Source organism: Limnohabitans lacus (assembly GCF_030053395.1).
Classification (GTDB): domain Bacteria; phylum Pseudomonadota; class Gammaproteobacteria; order Burkholderiales; family Burkholderiaceae_C; genus Limnohabitans_A; species Limnohabitans_A lacus.
Window position 1 is genome coordinate 226,163 of sequence record NZ_JASGBH010000001.1, and the last position, 15,125, is coordinate 241,287.

Consider the following 15,125-nt stretch of genomic DNA (forward strand, 5'->3'; position numbering starts at 1 on the left):
TTCATTTGAAATTGGAGTGAAGAGATGAGCTTTTTGATGACTGTGATCTTGGTGGTGCAAATGCTGTCGGCCTTGGCCATGATCGGCTTGATCTTGGTGCAGCATGGCAAGGGTGCCGACATGGGCGCTGCTTTTGGCAGCGGCGGTTCGGGCAGCCTGTTTGGCGCCACCGGTGGTGCCAATTTCTTGTCGCGCACCACGTCTGTTTTGGCCGCTGTGTTTTTTGTGTGCACCTTGCTTTTGGCCTATCTGGGCAACAACCGCCCTGCGGCTTCGACGGGCAGCGTGCTCGAAGGCGCCGCTGTGACAGCCCCTGCACCCGCAGCACCTGCGGTGGACAACAGCACCGCTTCACAAATTCCAGGCAACGCCCCGGCAGCACCTGCCAAGTAAGCTTGTGATCAGCTTTGTTGCTGCGCACAAATTTCGGGTTTTTTGACAGGGAACTGACTGGGTTTCAGAGTAGAATACGGGATTGTCCGGAGAGCGAAAAGTGTGGAAACATGCTTCCTCAAGCCATCCGTTCAATGCATCCCGCCGTCGTGGTGAAATTGGTAGACACGCTATCTTGAGGGGGTAGTGGCGAAAGCTGTGCGAGTTCGAGTCTCGCCGACGGCACCAGACAATCAGAGCAGCTCAGGCCTTGTGCCTGGGCTCTTTATTCGGTGATCCGGTAGTCTCAAGATGAACCTCGACCAGTACCTTCCCATTCTTTTGTTCATTTTGGTCGGCATCGCTGTCGGCATCATTCCCCAGGTTTTGGGTTACATCCTCGGCCCCAACCGACCTGACGCGGAAAAAAACTCCCCCTATGAATGCGGCTTCGAAGCCTTCGAAGACGCTCGCATGAAGTTCGACGTGCGCTACTACCTGGTGGCCATTTTGTTCATCTTGTTCGATTTGGAAATTGCCTTCCTGTTCCCTTGGGCTGTTGCGCTCAAGGAAGTGGGTGTCGCCGGCTTTGTGGCCGTGGTGATTTTCTTGTCGATTCTGGTCGTGGGCTTTGTCTACGAGTGGAAAAAAGGCGCCCTGGACTGGGAATGACAGTCCGCATTGACAACAGCATTCAGCCTGTTTGAGGATAAATAATGATTGAAGGCGTGATGAAGGAAGGCTTCATCACCACGAGTTACGACTCTGTGGTGAATTGGGCCAAAACCGGTTCGCTCTGGCCCATGACGTTCGGTCTGGCTTGCTGCGCGGTCGAAATGATGCATGCGGCGGCAGCCCGTTATGACCTCGGTCGCTTTGGCGCCGAGGTTTTTCGCGCCAGTCCTCGCCAGTCCGATCTGATGATCGTGGCCGGCACCTTGTGCAACAAGATGGCCCCCGCTCTGCGCAAGGTGTACGACCAGATGTCGGAGCCCCGTTGGGTCATCTCCATGGGCTCGTGCGCCAACGGCGGCGGTTACTACCACTACAGCTATTCGGTGGTGCGTGGTTGCGACCGCGTGGTGCCGGTGGATGTGTATGTGCCCGGCTGCCCACCCACAGCAGAAGCCTTGATCTACGGCATCATCCAGCTGCAGCAGAAGATCCGCCGCACGCACACCATTGCGCGTGTTTGAGGGAGTGACGATGACCAACTTCGCCATTCGCCCCGAAGACCTGCAAAACACCCTGGCCGCCGCGCTGGGTGAGCGCGCTGCCCAGATCACTGTCGCCTTGGGTGAGGTGACCGTGCATGTCAACGCCGCCCACTATTTGAGCGTCATGCAAACCCTGCGCGATGCGGCAGCTTGCAAATTTGAACAACTCATCGACTTGGCTGGTGTGGACTATTCCACCTACCGCGAAGTCGGCACCGACGGTCCCCGTTTTGGCGTGACCGTGCACCTCTTGTCGGTGAGCCTGAACCAGCGCGTGCGCGTCAAGGTGTTGTGCCCCGACGACGAATTGCCCTTGGTGGCCTCGGTCAACGCGCTGTGGAACTCTGCTAACTGGTACGAGCGCGAAGCGTTTGACCTGTTTGGCATCGTGTTCGAAGGTCACAACGACTTGCGCCGCATCTTGACCGACTACGGCTTCATTGGTCACCCTTTCCGCAAAGACTTCCCCTTGTCGGGCCATGTCGAAATGCGTTACGACGCCGAGCGCAAGCGTGTGGTCTATGAACCCGTGAGCATCGAGCCACGCGAAATCACGCCGCGCATCATCCGTGAAGAGAACTACGGAGGCCTGAACTGATATGGCCGAAATCAAAAACTACACCCTGAACTTCGGTCCTCAGCACCCTGCAGCACACGGTGTGTTGCGCTTGGTGCTGGAGCTCGACGGTGAAGTCGTGCAACGCGCCGATCCGCACATCGGCTTGCTGCACCGCGCCACCGAAAAGCTGGCCGAGCACAAGACTTACATCCAGTCGCTGCCCTACATGGACCGCTTGGACTATGTGTCCATGATGTGCAACGAGCACGCCTATTGCCTGGCCATCGAAAAGATGTTGGGCTTAGAAGTACCTATGCGCGCCCAGTACATCCGCGTGATGTTCTCGGAAATCACACGCGTCCTGAACCACCTTATGTGGCTCGGCTCGCACGGCAACGACTGCGGCAGCTCGACCATCCTGATCTACACCTTCCGCGAGCGTGAAGACCTGTTCGACATGTACGAAGCCGTGTCGGGCGCGCGCATGCACGCCGCGTATTTCCGTCCCGGTGGTGTGTACCGCGATCTGCCGGACAGCATGCCGCAGTACAAGGTCAGCAAGATCAAAAACGCCAAAGCCATCGAGCAACTCAACAAGAACCGCAGCGGTTCCTTGCTGGACTTCATCGATGACTTCTCGCAGCGCTTCCCCAAGTGCGTGGACGAATACGAAACCCTGCTGACTGACAACCGCATCTGGAAGCAGCGCACCGTCGGCATCGGCGTGGTGCCGCCCGAGCGCGCCCTGAACCTGGGCATGACCGGCCCCATGCTGCGCGGCTCTGGCTTCGCTTGGGACTTGCGCAAGACCCAGCCCTACGATGCGTACGACCAAGTCGAGTTCGACATTCCTGTGGGCAAGACCGGTGACAGCTACGACCGTTACCTGGTGCGTGTGCAAGAGATGCGCGAATCGAACCGCATCATCCAGCAGTGCGTCAAGTGGTTGCGTGCCAACCCCGGCCCGGTCATCACCGACAACCACAAGGTGGCACCGCCAGCCCGCGAAGGCATGAAGTCCAATATGGAAGACTTGATCCACCACTTCAAGCTCTTTTCTGAAGGTTTCCGCGTGCCCGAAGGCGAGGCCTATGCCGCTGTCGAGCACCCCAAGGGCGAGTTCGGCATCTACATGGTCAGCGATGGCGCCAACAAGCCTTACCGTTTGAAAATTCGTGCCCCGGGCTTCGCCCATCTGGCCACGCTCGATGAGATGGCCCGTGGCCACATGCTGGCCGATGCGGTCGCGATCATCGGCACCATGGACATTGTTTTTGGAGAGATTGACCGATGATCTCTGAGTCAACGAAAGCACGCTTTGCGCGTGAAGTCGCCAAGTTCCCTGCGGATCAAAAACAGTCGGCCGTGATGGCCTGCCTGTCGATCGTTCAGCAAGAACTCGGCTGGGTGAGCCCCGACAGCGAGCAGGTCGTGGCGGATTACTTGGGCATGCCTGTGATGGCGGTGCACGAAGTGACCACCTTCTACAACATGTACAACCAAAAGCCGGTGGGCAAGTTCAAGTTGAACGTTTGCACCAACCTGCCTTGCCAGCTGCGCGGGGGCCAAAAAGCCCTGGAGCATCTGGAGCACAAATTGGGCGTGCATGCGGGTGAAACCACGGCCGATGGCCTGTTCACTTTGCAGCCCAGCGAATGCCAAGGCGCTTGCGCCGATGCGCCGGTGCTGTTGGTCAACGACCGCCACATGTGCAGCTTCATGAGCCACGACAAACTGGATCAGTTGGTCGACAGCCTGAAGAAAGCGGAGGCCGTCTGATGAACGTCCAACAAGTTCTGAACCAATTCCAAGCCACGGGCGTGGAAACTTGCTTTCATGACCGTCACATCAACCCCCAGATTTATGCGGGCTTGAATGGCAGCAACTGGCGCATCCAAGATTACGAAGCACGTGGCGGCTACGCGGCCTTGCGCAAGATTTTGGGCAAAGACGGTGGTGAAGGCCTGACGCAAGATCAGGTGATCGCCACGGTGAAAGAGTCCGGTCTGCGTGGTCGTGGCGGTGCGGGTTTCCCCACCGGCCTGAAGTGGAGCTTCATGCCCCGCCAGTTCCCAGGTCAGAAGTACCTGGTCTGTAACTCGGACGAGGGCGAGCCGGGCACGTGCAAAGACCGTGACATCATGGAGTACAACCCCCACACGGTGATCGAAGGCATGATCATCGCTGCTTATGCCATGGGCATCAGCGTGGGTTACAACTATATCCACGGCGAAATCTTCCACACCTACGAGCGCTTTGAAGCGGCTTTGGAAGAAGCCCGCGCTGCAGGCTACCTGGGCGACAACATCCTGGGCAGCACCTACAGCTTCCAGCTGCACGCCTCGCACGGTTTTGGCGCTTACATCTGCGGCGAAGAAACTGCTTTGCTCGAATCGCTGGAAGGCAAAAAAGGCCAGCCACGCTTCAAGCCGCCGTTCCCCGCCAGCTTTGGCTTGTACGGCAAGCCCACCACCATCAACAACACCGAAACATTCGCTGCTGTGCCTTGGATCATCCGCAACGGTGGTCAGGCCTATCTGGAATGTGGCAAGCCCAACAACGGCGGCACTAAGATCTTCTCGGTCAGTGGTGACGTGGAGCGCCCCGGCAACTACGAAGTGCCCATGGGCACACCGTTTGCCAAGCTGCTTGAATTGGCCGGTGGCGTGCGCGGTGGCCGCAAGCTCAAGGCCGTGATCCCGGGCGGCTCGTCTTCGCCCGTCATCCCTGGCGACCTGATGATGACGCTGACCATGGACTACGACAGCATCGCCAAAGAGGGCGGTTCGATGTTGGGTTCGGGCGCGGTCATTGTGATGGACGACACGCGTTGCATGGTCAAGGCCTTGGCCCGCTTGTCTTACTTCTATTCGCACGAATCCTGCGGCCAATGCACCCCTTGCCGCGAAGGCACGGGTTGGCTCTGGCGCATGGTGGACCGCATTGAAAACGGCCAGGGCCGTGCCAGCGACATCGAGATGCTCGACAGCGTGGCCGGCAACATCATGGGCCGCACGATTTGCGCCTTGGGCGACGCAGCGGCCATGCCGGTGCGCGGCATGCTCAAGCATTTCCGTCACGAATTTGTACACCACATCGATCACAAGACCTGCATGGTCGGTGCCGATGTGTCAACGGTGAAGACCCATGGTTGAAATAGAACTCGACGGTCAGAAAGTGGAAGTTGCCGAAGGCAGCATGTTGATGCATGCCGCTGAAAAAGCTGGCACCTACATCCCGCATTTCTGCTATCACAAAAAACTCTCCATCGCGGCCAACTGCCGCATGTGCTTGGTCGAGGTTGAAAAAGCCCCCAAGCCGATGCCCGCCTGCGCCACACCGGTGACGCAAGGCATGATCGTGCGCACCAAGAGCGACAAAGCCATTGCGGCTCAAAAGTCGGTCATGGAATTTTTGCTGATCAACCACCCCCTGGATTGCCCCATTTGCGACCAAGGCGGTGAGTGCCAGTTGCAAGATTTGGCCGTGGGTTATGGCGGCTCCAAGTCACGCTTCGAAGAAGAAAAGCGCGTGGTCTTCCACAAGGAAGTCGGCCCGCTGATCTCCATGGAAGAGATGAGCCGCTGCATCCACTGCACACGTTGCGTGCGCTTTGGTCAGGAAGTGGCGGGCGACATGGAGTTGGGCATGTCCAACCGTGGCGAACACGCCGAGATCGAGACCTTCTTGGGTCAGACGATCGACTCCGAACTGTCGGGCAACATGATCGACATCTGCCCTGTGGGCGCTTTGACCAGCAAGCCTTTCCGCTACAACGCCCGCACTTGGGAGTTGTCACGCCGCAAGTCGATCGCTGCGCACGACTCCTCGGGTGCCAACCTGATCGTGCAGGTCAAGAACAACCAGGTCATGCGCGTCGTGCCCCTGGAAAACGAAGACGTCAACGAGTGCTGGATTGCTGACCGCGACCGTTTCTCGTACGAAGCCTTGAACGGTGCCGAGCGTTTGACACAGCCCATGCTCAAGCAAGGCGGCGAGTGGAAAACCGTGGATTGGCAAACCGCTTTGGAATACGTGGCCAATGGTCTCAAAAACATCCAGCGCGACCATGGTGCCAACAGCATCGGCGCATTGGTGAGCCCTCAGAGCACCGTTGAAGAGTTGTACCTGGCTGGCGCTTTGGTGCGTGGCTTGGGTTCTGACAACATCGACCACCGCTTGCGCAATGCCGAATTTGGCGCTGCTGAAGGCGTGCGCACGCTGGGCACCTCGATCGCATCGCTGTCCACATTGCAGCGCGTGCTGGTCGTGGGCTCCAACCTGCGCAAGGACCATCCTTTGTTTGCTTTGCGCGTGCGCCACGCTGTGCGCCACGGTGCTCAGCTGAACGTCATCACATCGCCTGCGGCTTTGCGCCACGCTGACGCTTGGGCCATGCCTGTGGCGCAAGCGGTGCTGGCCGATGCTTCGGCTTGGGCTCAGGGTTTGGCCGATGTGGCCGCAGCCATTGCAGCAGAAAAGGGCGTTGCAGCGCCTGCCACTGGCAACGCCACCGCGCAAGCGCAAGCCATCGCCAAGTCCTTGTTGGGCGGCGAGCGCAAGGCCGTGTTGCTGGGCAATGCCGCAGCACACCACGCCAACGCGTCGAGCCTGCTGGCCTTGGCCAACTGGATCGGCGAGCAAACCGGCGCGACTGTGGGTTACCTGACCGAATCTGCCAACACCGTGGGTGCGCAGTGGGTGGGTGCTCAGCCTCAAACCGGTGGCAAGAACGCTGGCCAAATGTTGGCCGGTGGCTTGAAAGCCGCCATCTTGCTCAACACCGAACCTGAGTTTGACAGCGCTGCAGGCACCGCCGCCGCGCAGGCTCTGGGCCAGGCCGAGATGGTCGTCACGCTCAGCCCGTTCAAAGCCAACATGGCTTTCAGCGATGTGTTGTTGCCGATCGCACCGTTCACCGAGACTTCGGGCTCGTTTGTGAACGCGGAAGGCCGTCTGCAAAGCTTCCACGCTGTGGTCAAGCCTTTGGCTGAAACCCGCCCAGCTTGGAAAGTGCTGCGCGTGCTGGCCAATTTGTTGGACGTGCCTGGCGTGTCTTTTGAGACCTCTCAAGACGTGCTGGCCCGTGCCACGGCCAAGCCGCTGGCGGCATCCAACGCGACACGCGCTGCGATCAACTTGGCAGCTGATGCTGGCGCGCCTTGCGTGGCGCCCATTTACCAACTCGATGGCATCGTGCGCCGTGCACCGTCCTTGCAGTTGACTGCAGACGCTCGCCAGGAGGTGACCCCATGATTGACGCTCTGTACAACGGCGGCCTGAACCTGGTCGCGGCCACTTGGTGGACTGCCATGGTCTGGCCAGTGCTTTGGATCTTGCTCAAGATCGTGGCCATCTTGGCGCCGCTGATGGGCGCTGTGGCTTACCTGACGCTGTGGGAGCGCAAGCTCTTGGGCTTCATGCAAGTGCGCCACGGCCCCAACCGCGTGGGCCCCATGGGTTTGCTGCAGCCGATCGCTGATGCGCTCAAGTTGCTGACCAAAGAACTGATCAACCCCACAGCGGCCAGCCAAGGCTTGTTCCGTTTGGGCCCGATCATGGCCATCATGCCCGCGCTGGCCGCTTGGGTGGCGATTCCTTTTGGCCCTGAAGTCGCGTTGACCAACCTCAACGCTGGCTTGATGCTGGTGATGGCCATCACCTCGATCGAGGTGTACGGTGTGATCATTGCCGGCTGGGCATCGAATTCCAAGTACGCCTTCTTGGGTGCGCTGCGTGCTTCGGCCCAGATGGTCAGCTACGAAATCGCGATGGGTTTTTGTTTCCTGGTGGTCCTGATGGTCACCGGCAGCATGAACCTGACCGACATCGTGTTGGCCCAAGACAAAGGCAGCATGGCCCGCATGGGTCTGAACTTCTTGTCTTGGAACTGGCTGCCTTTGTTGCCGATCTTCTTGGTCTACCTGATCTCGGGCGTGGCCGAAACCAACCGTCACCCCTTTGACGTGGTGGAAGGCGAAGCCGAAATCGTGGCCGGTCACATGGTCGAGTACTCGGGCATGGGCTTTGCGATCTTCTTCTTGGCCGAATATGCCAGCATGTGGCTCGTGTCCATCTTGGCTGTGATCATGTTCTTGGGCGGCTGGTTGTCGCCCATCGACAGCGCCTTGTTCAACTGGATCCCCGGTTGGATCTGGCTGGGCCTGAAAACATTCTTGGTCGTGTCCATGTTCATCTGGATCCGTGCCACATTCCCGCGCTTCCGTTACGACCAGATCATGCGTCTGGGCTGGAAGATTTTCATTCCGGTCACTTTGGTGTGGCTGCTGGTGGTGGGCGCTTGGCTGTTCTCACCCTGGAACATCTGGAAATGAGCGGTGTACAGAACATGACCACCATGACATCTTTCTCCATCAAGGACTTCCTCAAGAGCTTCATGCTCGTGGAGTTGTTCAAGGGCATGGCCCTGACCGGTCGCTACGCTTTCGCCCGCAAGGTCACTGTGCAGTTCCCCGAAGAAAAAACGCCGCTGTCGCCGCGTTTTCGTGGCCTGCACGCCCTGCGCCGTTATGACAACGGTGAAGAGCGCTGTATCGCGTGCAAACTGTGCGAAGCCGTTTGCCCTGCGATGGCCATCACCATCGAGGCTGGCCAGCGCGAAGACGGTTCGCGCCGCACCACGCGTTACGACATTGACCTGACCAAGTGCATCTTCTGCGGCTTCTGCGAAGAAAGCTGCCCGGTGGACTCCATCGTCGAGACGCAAATTTTCGAATACCACGGTGAAAAGCGTGGCGACCTGTACTTCACCAAGGACATGTTGCTGGCTGTGGGCGACCGTTACGAAAAAGAGATCGCGGCTGCCAAAGCTGCCGACGCTCCTTACCGTTGAACGTGGCCCAGTCCTGAACATTTAAAAAAGACAGACCTATGGACGTCAAGACCGGTTTCTTCTACCTCTTCTCGGTGGTGCTGATGTTTTCAGCCTTCCGGGTGGTGACAGCGCGCAACCCCGTGCACGCTGTGCTGTACCTCATGTTGGCCTTTTCGCAGGCCTCTGCCATCTGGCTGCTGCTCGGCGCCGAATTCCTGGCCATCACTTTGGTGCTGGTTTATTTGGGCGCGGTGATGGTGCTTTTCCTGTTCGTGGTGATGATGTTGGACATCAACATCGACACACTGCGTCAGGGCTTTTGGAAACACTTCCCGCTGGCCGCCACTTTGGGCGCCATCGTGGCCCTCGAAATGGCTGCGGTGCTGATGAGCGGTTTCCGTTTGTCGCAAGCCCCAGCCGCTGTGGCCGGTTCGGTCGCGCAGGCTTCCAATGCCAAGGCTTTGGGTATCTTGCTGTACACCGAGTACCTGATGCCCATCCAGATCGCTGCGGCGATTTTGCTGGTGGCCATGGTGGCTGCGATTGCCCTGACTTTGCGTGAACGCAAGGACAGCAAAGCGATCAACCCTTCGATCCAAGTGCGTGTGCGCGCTACTGACCGCCTGAGCGTGGTCCATGTGGCCGCCACCCAAGCAGCCCCAGCCCCCGTGGCCGCCGATGCTGCACAGGAGAACAAATGATGGCCTTGACACTCGGACACTTCCTGTCGCTCGGCGCCATGCTGTTTGCATTGGCCGTGATCGGCATTTTCTTGAACCGCAAGAACCTGATCGTCTTGCTCATGGCGATCGAGCTGATGCTCTTGGCCGTGAACATGAACTTCGTGGCCTTCTCGCACTACCTGGGTGACATGCACGGCCAAGTGTTCGTGTTCTTCATCTTGACCGTCGCGGCCGCTGAATCGGCCATTGGCCTGGCCATCCTCGTGCTGTTGTTCCGCAACATGAACAGCATCAACGTGGACGAACTCAATTCGCTCAAGGGTTAATTTAATGAAGCCCCCACGTTTCTCACTTTGTGTATTCACTGCCCCCCAAGGGGGCCCAGCTTTCCCTTGGGGCGGCCCGGCGGGAGATCTGATATGAGTCAAACCCTCAACGCAAGCACGCTGCTGGCCGTACCGCTCGCGCCCCTGGTGGGCTCGGCACTGGCGGGCATTTTTGGCACGCAATTCGGTGGCAACTGGATCGGCCGCCGCCTCTCGCACACCCTGACGATTTTGGGTGTGTTGGTCGCCTTCATCCTGTCGGCCATGACGTTCAAGAGCGTCATCGACGGTGCCCGATTCAATGAAACGCTCTACACCTGGATGGTGGTGGGCGGCCTGAAGATGGAAGTGGGCTTCCTGATTGACAGCCTGACGGCCATGATGATGTGTGTGGTGACCTTCGTGTCGCTGATGGTGCACATCTACACCATTGGCTACATGGAAGAAGACGAAGGCTACAACCGCTTTTTCGCCTACATCTCCTTGTTCACCTTCTCCATGCTGATGCTCGTCATGAGCAACAACATGCTGCAACTGTTCTTCGGCTGGGAAGCCGTGGGCCTGGTGTCTTACCTGTTGATCGGTTTCTGGTTCAACAAGCCCACCGCCATCTTCGCCAACATGAAGGCCTTTTTGGTCAACCGTGTCGGCGACTTCGGTTTCATCTTGGGCATTGGACTGATCGCCGCTTATGCCGGCACGCTCAACTATGCCGAAGCCTTTGCCAAGACCGCTGAACTCGGTGCTTTGACCTTCCCTGGCACCGACTGGATGCTGGTGACCGTGATCTGCATTTGCTTGTTCATCGGCGCGATGGGCAAGTCGGCCCAGTTTCCGCTGCACGTGTGGCTGCCTGACTCGATGGAAGGCCCGACCCCCATCTCGGCGCTGATCCACGCGGCCACCATGGTGACCGCTGGCATCTTCATGGTTGCCCGCATGTCGCCCCTGTTTGAGCTGTCCGACACGGCCTTGAACTTCATCATGGTGATCGGTTCGATCACGGCGCTGTTCATGGGTTTCTTGGGCATCATCCAAAACGACATCAAGCGCGTGGTGGCTTATTCCACCTTGTCGCAACTCGGTTACATGACCGTGGCTCTGGGCGCATCGGCTTACTCGGTCGCGGTGTTCCACCTGATGACCCACGCGTTCTTCAAGGCCTTGTTGTTCTTGGGTGCGGGCTCCGTCATCATGGGCATGCACCACAACCAGGACATCCGCTGGATGGGCGGCGTGCGCAAGTACATGCCCATCACTTGGATCACCTCCTTGCTCGGTTCGCTGGCCTTGATCGGTACGCCTTTCTTCTCAGGCTTTTACTCCAAGGACAGCATCATCGAAGCGGTGCACGAGAGCCATTTGGCCGCTGCTGGCTTTGCCAACTTCGCCGTGCTGGCCGGTGTTTTTGTGACTGCCTTCTATTCCTTCCGCATGTACTTCCTGGTCTTCCACGGCAAGGAACGCTACGACCAAAACCCCGATGCGCACCACGGTCACGATGACCACGGTCATGGCCATGACGAGCACCACGAACCCCACGAGTCCCCATGGGTCGTGACGGTGCCACTGGTCTTGCTGGCGATTCCTTCGGTGGTGATCGGCTTCATGGCGATCGAGCCCATGCTTTACGGCGAGTTCTTCAAAGACGTGATCTTTGTGAACGCCGAGAAGCACCCTGTGATGGAAGAAATGGCGGAGATGTTCCACGGTCCCGTGGCCATGGCGGTGCACGCCCTGAGCACAGCGCCTTTCTGGCTGGCTTTGGCCGGTGTGGTGGTGTCTTGGTACATGTACCTCGTCAACCCCAAAGTGCCTGCTTTCTTTGCACGTGTTTTGCATCCTGTGATCGTCGTCCTCGAAAACAAATATTTCCTGGACTGGATCAACGAAAACATCCTGGCCCGTGGGGCTCGCCTGTTGGGCGCCGGTTTGTGGAAAGTGGGCGACCGCGCCTTGATCGATGGCTTGGTGGTCAACGGTTCCTGGAAAGTGGTGGGCCTGATCTCTGGCGCCGTTCGCCGCTTCCAGTCGGGCTACCTGTACCACTATGCCCTGGTCATGATCTTGGGTGTGTTCGCGCTGATGACGTATTTCGTCTGGCTCGCTTAACGGTTTAGAGGACAATAAAAATGGGATTGTTAAGCCTTGCCATCTGGACACCGATTGTTTTCGGCGTCATCTTGCTGGCCATCGGTCGTGACAGCCAAGCCCGCGCCGTGCGCTGGGTGGCTTTGATCGGTTCTGTCGTCAGTTTCCTGATCACCTTGCCGCTGTACAAGGGCTTTGAGCTCGGTACTTCGGCGATGCAGTTTGTCGAAAAATACACCTGGATCGAGCGCTTCAATGTGCACTACCACCTGGGTGTGGACGGCATTTCGCTGTGGTTCGTGTTGCTCACGGCATTCATCAACGTGATCGTGGTCATCGCGGGCTGGGAAGTCATCACCCGCAAAGTCAACCAGTACATGGCCGCCTTCCTGATCCTGTCGGGTCTGATGATCGGTGTGTTCAGTGCCTTGGACGGCATCTTGTTCTACGTCTTCTTCGAAGCCACCCTGATCCCGATGTACCTGATCATCGGCATCTGGGGCGGTCCCAACAAGATCTACGCGGCTTTCAAGTTCTTCTTGTACACCCTGATGGGTTCGCTGTTGACGCTGATAGCATTGATCTACCTGTACACCGCATCGAACGGCAGCTTTGACATCCTGGCTTGGCACCAACTGCCTTTGTCAGGCACGGTGCAGACTTTGCTGTTCTTCGCCTTCTTTGCCGCCTTTGCCGTGAAGGTGCCGATGTGGCCTGTGCACACTTGGTTGCCCGACGTGCACGTCGAAGCACCCACCGGTGGCTCGGCTGTGCTGGCCGCCATCATGCTCAAGCTGGGTGCTTACGGTTTCCTGCGTTTCTCTATGCCCATCGCACCTGATGCGGCACGCGAGTGGGGCACCTTCATGATCGTCTTGTCCTTGGTGGCCGTGATCTATGTGGGTCTGGTGGCCATGGTCCAACAGGACATGAAAAAGCTGGTGGCTTATTCGTCAGTGGCCCACATGGGCTTTGTGACCCTGGGCTTTTTCATCTTCAATCCGCTGGGCGTGTCGGGCGCCATCGTGCAGATGATCGCCCACGGTTTCGTGTCGGCCGCCATGTTCTTGTCGATCGGTGTCTTGTACGACCGCGTTCACTCGCGAGAGATCGCCAGCTATGGCGGCGTGGTCAACACCATGCCCAAGTTTGCGGCGTTTGCCTTGCTGTTCTCCATGGCCAACTGCGGCCTGCCAGGCACAGCCGGTTTCGTGGGCGAGTGGATGGTGATTTTGGGTGCCGTCAAGTTCAACTTCTGGATCGGCGCTTTGGCCGCTTCGGCCTTGATCTTTGGCGCGGCATACACCCTGTGGATGTTCAAGCGCGTCTACCTGGGCCCTGTGGCCAACGACGATGTCAAGGAACTGACCGACATCAACAGCCGTGAATTCCTGGTCATGGCTTTGCTGGCCATCGCCGTGCTTTACATGGGCCTGTTCCCCAAGCCATTCACCGATGTGATGGACACCTCGGTGGTCGACTTGCTCAAGCACGTGGCCTTGTCCAAATTGCCCCAATGACCATTCAGTACTGAACTGAAGAATAGAAAGAATGATGATGGACAACACCAGTTGGATGACGATTTATCCTGAAATCGTGTTGCTGGTCATGGCCTGTGTGATCGCACTGGCCGACCTGTTCGTGAAGAGCCCCAAGCGCACCGCCACTTATGCCCTGACCTTGGTGTCGTTGGGTGGCGTGGCCTGGCTCAATGCCCTTTACGCCCAATCAGGCGAGACCCTGTACGGCTTTGGCCGCTTGGTGGTCAGCGACCCGATGGGCCACTGGCTCAAGTGCTTTGCCGCGATCGCCGTGATGGTGACCTTGGTTTACTCGCGCCCTTATGCCGCTGACCGCGACATGCTGCGTGGCGGCGAGTTGTTCAGCCTGAGCATGTTTGCCCTGCTGGGCATGAGCGTGATGATCTCGGGTCAAAACTTCCTGGTGCTGTACCTCGGCCTGGAGTTGTTGACCCTGTCGAGCTACGCCTTGGTGGCCTTGCGCCGTGACCATGGCCAAGCCACGGAAGCGGCCATGAAGTATTTCGTGCTGGGCGCGATGGCTTCGGGTTTCCTGCTCTACGGCATGTCCATGATGTACGGCGCCACCGGCAGCTTGGAGCTGGCCGCTGTGCTCAAAGCCATCGCTTCGGGTCAAGTCAACCACCAGGTGCTGGTGTTTGGTCTGGTCTTCATCGTGGCGGGTTTGGCCTTCAAGATCGGCGCCGTGCCTTTCCACATGTGGATCCCCGACGTTTACCAAGGTGCCCCCACAGCGGCCACGCTGCTGATCGGTGGCGCGCCCAAGTTGGCCGCCTTTGGCATCATGATCCGCTTGCTGGTGGAAGGCTTGTTGCCTTTGGCCATCGACTGGCAGCAGATGTTGTCCTTCCTCGCGATCGGCTCGCTGCTGATCGGTAACTTGGCCGCGATTGCACAGACCAACCTCAAGCGCATGCTGGCGTTCTCGACCATCGCGCAAATGGGTTTTGTCTTGCTCGGTTTTGTCGCGGGTGTGGTCAATGGCCAAACCACCTTGGCCGCCAACGCTTACAGCTCGGCCATGTTCTACATCGTCGGTTATGTGCTGACCACCTTGGCCAGCTTCGGCATCATCATGCTCTTGGCCCGTCAAGGTTTCGAGAGCGAAGAGATCACCGACTTGGCCGGTCTGAACCAACGCAGCCCCTTGTACGCAGGCGTGATGGCCGTTTGTTTGTTCTCTTTGGCAGGCATTCCACCCATGGTGGGCTTCTACGCCAAACTGGCCGTGCTGCAGTCGCTCGTGGCTTCGGGTCAAGGCTTCTACATTGGCTTGGCCATCTTCGCTGTGCTCATGTCCTTGATCGGTGCCTTCTATTACCTGCGTGTGGTCAAGGTCATGTACTTTGACGAGCCCGTGACCGCCACCACCGTCTCCGCCGATGCCGACGTGCGTGTGGTCCTGTCCCTGAACGGCTTGCTGGTGCTGGTTTTGGGCATGGCGCCTGGCGCCTTGATGGCCCTGTGCGCAGACGCGGTCACCCGCATGTTGGCGGTCTGA

The 15,125-nt window shown here is 58.4% G+C and carries 15 protein-coding genes and 1 tRNA gene; all 16 read left to right on the forward strand.

The features are described from left to right. Positions 1 to 24 precede the first annotated feature (24 nt). The 16 genes from secG (at position 25) to nuoN (ending at position 15,125) form a co-directional block, all read left to right on the forward strand. On the forward strand, positions 25 to 393 hold the full coding sequence (secG, locus tag QLQ16_RS01160) for a preprotein translocase subunit SecG (RefSeq protein ID WP_283222849.1): 369 nt from the start codon (positions 25 to 27) through the stop codon (positions 391 to 393). A gap of 143 nt (positions 394 to 536) precedes the next feature. Then, positions 537 to 621, forward strand: a tRNA-Leu gene (locus tag QLQ16_RS01165). 63 nt (positions 622 to 684) lie between these two features. Then, complete coding sequence (locus QLQ16_RS01170; RefSeq protein ID WP_283222850.1) at positions 685 to 1,044, forward strand: NADH-quinone oxidoreductase subunit A; 360 nt, start codon at positions 685 to 687, stop codon at positions 1,042 to 1,044. 41 nt (positions 1,045 to 1,085) lie between these two features. Continuing rightward, positions 1,086 to 1,568 (forward strand): NuoB/complex I 20 kDa subunit family protein, encoded by a 483-nt coding sequence (locus tag QLQ16_RS01175; protein WP_283223117.1) that lies wholly within the window; start codon positions 1,086 to 1,088, stop codon positions 1,566 to 1,568. Positions 1,569 to 1,578: 10 nt separating this feature from the next. Next, on the forward strand, positions 1,579 to 2,187 hold the full coding sequence (locus QLQ16_RS01180; RefSeq protein WP_283222851.1) for an NADH-quinone oxidoreductase subunit C: 609 nt from the start codon (positions 1,579 to 1,581) through the stop codon (positions 2,185 to 2,187). 1 nt (position 2,188) lies between these two features. Beyond that, positions 2,189 to 3,442: an NADH-quinone oxidoreductase subunit D gene (locus QLQ16_RS01185; RefSeq protein WP_283222852.1), complete on the forward strand. Its 1,254-nt coding sequence runs from the start codon at positions 2,189 to 2,191 to the stop codon at positions 3,440 to 3,442. After that, the gene (gene nuoE / locus QLQ16_RS01190; protein ID WP_283222853.1) at positions 3,439 to 3,927 is read left to right on the forward strand and encodes an NADH-quinone oxidoreductase subunit NuoE; all 489 of its coding nucleotides are present in this window, start codon (positions 3,439 to 3,441) and stop codon (positions 3,925 to 3,927) included. Before QLQ16_RS01185 ends, nuoE begins: the two co-directional genes overlap by 4 nt. Continuing rightward, positions 3,927 to 5,303, forward strand: coding sequence for an NADH-quinone oxidoreductase subunit NuoF (gene nuoF, locus QLQ16_RS01195; RefSeq protein ID WP_283222854.1), 1,377 nt, complete (start codon positions 3,927 to 3,929; stop codon positions 5,301 to 5,303). Before nuoE ends, nuoF begins: the two co-directional genes overlap by 1 nt. Beyond that, a complete protein-coding gene (gene nuoG, locus QLQ16_RS01200) occupies positions 5,296 to 7,404 on the forward strand; it encodes an NADH-quinone oxidoreductase subunit NuoG (RefSeq protein WP_283222855.1) in 2,109 nt (702 codons plus the stop codon). The genes nuoF and nuoG overlap by 8 nt, the downstream gene beginning before the upstream one ends. After that, positions 7,401 to 8,483: an NADH-quinone oxidoreductase subunit NuoH gene (gene nuoH, locus QLQ16_RS01205; RefSeq protein WP_283222856.1), complete on the forward strand. Its 1,083-nt coding sequence runs from the start codon at positions 7,401 to 7,403 to the stop codon at positions 8,481 to 8,483. Before nuoG ends, nuoH begins: the two co-directional genes overlap by 4 nt. 14 nt (positions 8,484 to 8,497) lie before the next feature. After that, entirely contained in the window at positions 8,498 to 9,001 is a 504-nt protein-coding gene (gene nuoI / locus QLQ16_RS01210) for an NADH-quinone oxidoreductase subunit NuoI (protein WP_283222857.1), read from the forward strand. 38 nt (positions 9,002 to 9,039) lie between these two features. Beyond that, entirely contained in the window at positions 9,040 to 9,684 is a 645-nt protein-coding gene (locus tag QLQ16_RS01215) for an NADH-quinone oxidoreductase subunit J (RefSeq protein ID WP_283222858.1), read from the forward strand. Continuing rightward, entirely contained in the window at positions 9,684 to 9,992 is a 309-nt protein-coding gene (nuoK, locus tag QLQ16_RS01220) for an NADH-quinone oxidoreductase subunit NuoK (RefSeq protein WP_283222859.1), read from the forward strand. The genes QLQ16_RS01215 and nuoK overlap by 1 nt, the downstream gene beginning before the upstream one ends. A 93-nt stretch (positions 9,993 to 10,085) precedes the next feature. After that, positions 10,086 to 12,104, forward strand: coding sequence for an NADH-quinone oxidoreductase subunit L (gene nuoL / locus QLQ16_RS01225; protein WP_283222860.1), 2,019 nt, complete (start codon positions 10,086 to 10,088; stop codon positions 12,102 to 12,104). 20 nt (positions 12,105 to 12,124) lie between these two features. Next, positions 12,125 to 13,603 carry an NADH-quinone oxidoreductase subunit M gene (locus tag QLQ16_RS01230; protein WP_283222861.1) on the forward strand — a complete coding sequence of 493 codons (1,479 nt, stop codon included), beginning with the start codon at positions 12,125 to 12,127 and terminating at the stop codon, positions 13,601 to 13,603. Positions 13,604 to 13,637: 34 nt separating this feature from the next. After that, positions 13,638 to 15,125 carry an NADH-quinone oxidoreductase subunit NuoN gene (gene nuoN, locus QLQ16_RS01235; protein WP_283222862.1) on the forward strand — a complete coding sequence of 496 codons (1,488 nt, stop codon included), beginning with the start codon at positions 13,638 to 13,640 and terminating at the stop codon, positions 15,123 to 15,125.